Source organism: Halomonas sp. GFAJ-1, assembly GCF_000236625.2.
Lineage (GTDB): Bacteria > Pseudomonadota > Gammaproteobacteria > Pseudomonadales > Halomonadaceae > Vreelandella.
Genome location: NZ_AHBC01000100.1, coordinates 1 through 690 on the forward strand (window position 1 = coordinate 1; position 690 = coordinate 690).

A 690-nucleotide genomic window follows, 5' to 3' on the forward strand; every position below is an offset into this window, starting at 1 on the left:
GCTACTAGGGGAATCTCGGTTGATTTCTTTTCCTCAGGGTACTTAGATGTTTCAGTTCCCCTGGTTCGCCTCTTACGCCTATATATTCAGCGTAAGATACTCATCWTAWGATGAGTATCTTACGCTSWATATATMRGCGTAAGATACTCATCTTATGATGAGTGGGTTTCCCCATTCAGAAATGCCCGGGTCACAGGTTGTTTGCCACCTCGCCGAGCCTTATCGCAGGCTACCACGTCTTTCATCGCCTCTGGCTGCCTAGGCATCCACCGTGTGCGCTTAATTGCTTGACCCTATAACCCGAAGGAGTCTGGGGTTCGCAATAATAACGATTGCCGGATACGCTTGAGACGTATCACAAAACAATTACGTATAAACACTTCTACGAAGCGTTTATGTCAGCATGATATACATTGTTAAAGAGCGACTGCTATAAGCAGTGATAAACGGGTCGTGTTTTCAACGTTAAACGAAAAAGAAAGGTCTAAAAGAAAGGTCTTTTCTTCTTTTTTAAGGTGAAAGAGCGTTTATCACTGCTCATCAACAGCATTCTGATCAGGTAATTCATTGTGAGCGCTTACCGCGAGGAGTGATGCATCGTTTAAGGAGGTGATCCAGCCGCAGGTTCCCCTACGGCTACCTTGTTACGACTTCACCCCAGTCATGAACCACACCGTGGTGATCGCCCTC

At 45.9% G+C, this 690-nt stretch carries 2 rRNA genes; both read right to left on the minus strand.

The features are described 5' to 3' along the window. A 23S ribosomal RNA gene (locus MOY_RS16570) occupies nucleotides 1–293 on the minus strand; the annotation flags it as partial. 309 nt (nucleotides 294–602) lie between these two features. Beyond that, nucleotides 603–690, minus strand: a 16S ribosomal RNA gene (locus MOY_RS16575); the annotation flags it as partial.